At 53.2% G+C, this 3,531-nt stretch carries 1 tRNA gene and 2 rRNA genes; all 3 read right to left on the bottom strand.

The features are described from left to right. Positions 1–79 precede the first annotated feature (79 nt). Positions 80–156, bottom strand: a tRNA-Met gene (locus ACR0L1_RS09755). Between the two features lie 51 nt (positions 157–207). Further along, positions 208–322 (bottom strand): 5S ribosomal RNA (gene rrf / locus ACR0L1_RS09750). 189 nt (positions 323–511) lie between these two features. Beyond that, positions 512–3,338 (bottom strand): 23S ribosomal RNA (locus tag ACR0L1_RS09745). Positions 3,339–3,531 lie beyond the last annotated feature (193 nt).

The raw sequence follows: 3,531 nt of genomic DNA, 5'->3' as shown, positions 1-3,531 counted from the left end.
TGACGCGGTGGCGACGTTAAGCACTTGATCCGGGGGATCAATTTTAGTCTGACCGGGCTGTGTAGGGGATTTCTGACGCTGGTTGCGGGAGCAGGATTTGAACCTGCGACCTTCAGGTTATGAGCCTGACGAGCTACCGGGCTGCTCCATCCCGCGTCAGAGTCAGATTTGTTTTCATCGTGTTAGAGAGAATTGGGCTTTTTCTAGGTTTGGCGGTGACCTACTCTCCCGGGGCTTAAGCCCAAGTACCATTGGCGCGGCAGTGCTTAACTTCCGGGTTCGGGATGGGACCGGGTGTTTCACTTGCGCTATGACCACCAAACCGAGGAAAAGCCCTCGGTCGACTTTCTTGCTGTGCAAGAAAGCGACCATGCGGGAGGCAGCGTCTTTTGTTTACAAAAGGCGCGTTCCCGCACGGTTATTTAATCAACCAACATCGCGGCTTGGCGCTGCGACGCTGTCCTTTGTCAAGGTTGGTGTATGCTTTGGTCTTGTCTTTCCATTACTGGATCAAATCAAGCCTATCGGGCGATTAGTACCGGTCAACTGAACGCATTACTGCGCTTACATCTCCGGCCTATTGACGTGGTGGTCTTCCACGGCCCTCAGGGAGACCTTGTTTTGAGGGGGGCTTCCCGCTTAGATGCCTTCAGCGGTTATCCTGTCCGATCATAGCTACCCAGCACTGCCGTTGGCACGACAACTGGTCCACCAGTGGATCGTTCACCCCGGTCCTCTCGTACTAGGGGCAACTCCTCTCAAGTCTCCTACACCCACGGCAGATAGGGACCGAACTGTCTCACGACGTTCTAAACCCAGCTCACGTACCTCTTTAAACGGCGAACAGCCGTACCCTTGGGACCTGCTCCAGCCCCAGGATGAGATGAGCCGACATCGAGGTGCCAAACACTGCCGTCGATATGGACTCTTGGGCAGTATCAGCCTGTTATCCCCGGCGTACCTTTTATCCGTTGAGCGATGGCCCTTCCACTCGGGACCACCGGATCACTATGGCCGTCTTTCGACTCTGCTCGACTTGTCAGTCTTGCAGTCAGGCTGGCTTCTGCCATTGCACTCAACGAGCGATTTCCGACCGCTCTGAGCCAACCTTCGCGCGCCTCCGTTACGCTTTAGGAGGCGACCGCCCCAGTCAAACTACCCGCCACGCAGGGTCCCGGATCCGGATAACGGACCGCGGTTAGACATCAAGAGTGCGAAGGGTGGTATCTCAAGGGAGGCTCCACAGGTACTTGCGTTCCTGCTTCAAAGCCTACCACCTATCCTGCACATCACAATCCTGATGCCAGTGCGAAGCTGTAGTAAAGGTGCACGGGGTCTTTCCGTCTAACCGCGGGAAGCCTGCATCTTGACAGGCAATTCAATTTCGCTGAGTCGATGTTGGAGACAGCGGGGAAGTCGTTACGCCATTCGTGCAGGTCGGAACTTACCCGACAAGGAATTTCGCTACCTTAGGACCGTTATAGTTACGGCCGCCGTTTACCTGGGCTTCAATTCAAGGCTCTCACCTCTCCTTTTAACCTTCAGGCACCGGGCAGGCGTCAGACCCTATACGTCGTCTTGCGACTTCGCAGAGCCCTGTGTTTTTAATAAACAGTCGCCACCCCCTGGTTTGTGCCCCCAGCCCCTAGTTGCCTAGGAACCGGGCCTCCTTCTCGCGAACTTACGGAGGTATTTTGCCGAGTTCCTTCAACATCGTTCTCTCAAGCGCCTTGGTATGCTCTACCAGTCCACCTGTGTCGGTTTAGGGTACGGTCTGATGGAGGGCTATTTCCAGGAACCACTCAGCAGCCCAATCAATCCGATAAGATTGAACTACACCTGTGATCCGTCACATCCTCCTGGCCTAGGAATATTAACCTAGTTCCCATCGCCTACGCCTTTCGGCCTCGGCTTAGGGGCCGGCTTACCCTGCTCAGATTAGCTTTAAGCAGGAACCCTTGGACTTTCGGCGAGAGTGTCTCTCACACTCTTTGTCGCTACTCATGTCATCATTCTCACTAGTGATCTCTCCACGGGATCGCTCACGCGCCCGCTTCATCGAAAGCCTCTCTCCTCCAATCTGCCCGAAGGCATGAAGGAGGAATGAGACTATGTCACACTACGCTCTGCTACCGATGCTTACGCATCCCTAGACTTCGGCTCATGGCTTGAGCCCCGTTACATCTTCGCCGCAGGACAACTTATTTAGACCAGTGAGCTGTTACGCTATCTTTAAAGGATGGCTGCTTCTAAGCCAACCTCCTGGTTGTTTTGGTCGTCCCACCTGCTTTCCCACTTAGCCATGAATTGGGGGCCTTAGTCGTAGGTCAGGGTTGTTTCCCTCTCCACTACGGACGTTAGCATCCGCAGTGTGTCTGCCATCTAGTACTCCCGGGTATTCGGAGTTTGGTTAGGATCAGTAAGCCTGTGGGGCCCCATTACCCATCCAGTGCTCTACCCCCCGGGGTATTCGGATGACGCTCTACCTAAATAGATTTCGCAGAGAACCAGCTATCTCCGAGTTTGATTGGCCTTTCACCCCTAGGCACAGCTCATCCCGATCCTTTTCAACGGATGTGGGTTCGGTCCTCCAGTAAGTGTTACCTTACCTTCAACCTGGCCATGCCTAGATCACTCGGTTTCGGGTCTGATCCCACGAACTCATACGCCCTATTAAGACTCGCTTTCGCTACGCCTACACCTAACGGCTTAAGCTTGCTCGTAAGACCAAGTCGATGACCCATTATACAAAAGGTACGCCGTCAGATCTCGAGGATCCTCCGACTGATTGTAGGCGTTCGGTTTCAGGTACTGTTTCACTCCCCTCGTCGGGGTGCTTTTCACCTTTCCCTCACGGTACTGGTTCGCTATCGGTCAGCAAGGAGTACTTAGCCTTCGAAGGTGGTCCTCCGATCTTCAGACAGAATTTCACGTGTTCCGCCCTACTTAATACGTCCATCAAAGCTTCCTATACGGGGCTGTCACCCGCTATGGCCACGCTTCCCAACGTGTTCTAGTCACTTATCTGGCTCGGCTGGTCCCCGTTCGCTCGCCGCTACTAGGGGAGTATCAATTGATTTCCTTTCCTCCGGGTACTTAGATGTTTCAGTTCCCCGGGTTTGCTCTTAAAACCCTATGTATTCAGGTCTTAAGTACCTGTTCATGCTCATTATTGATTAGCAAAACTAACAATAACAAACATTCAGGTGGGTTGCCCCATTCAGAGATCCATGGATCAAAGCTTATTCTCAGCTCCCCATGGCTTATCGCAGAGTATCACGTCTTTCATCGCCTCTTGCTGCCAAGGCATTCACCAAACGCCCTTCTCGCGCTTGATTTGATCCAGAAAAAGAAAGACTTGATATTGGCACTACCGCCTATTCGGCTACTTGAGTGCGTTTGACCGCACACAACCAAAGCTGCGCTAGTAATCAAATCAATCGCAATGACCCAGCTGGTAACTAAAGGTCATCTTTCTTCTGAACCAAAAGCATACTTTCCCGCCTTCCATCCTGGAACCCGCGCTGCCGA

This window comes from Ruegeria sp. J8, from assembly GCF_056531925.1.
Note: the sequence above shows the minus strand (reverse complement) of the source record. Positions and strands in the feature narration are given on the sequence as shown.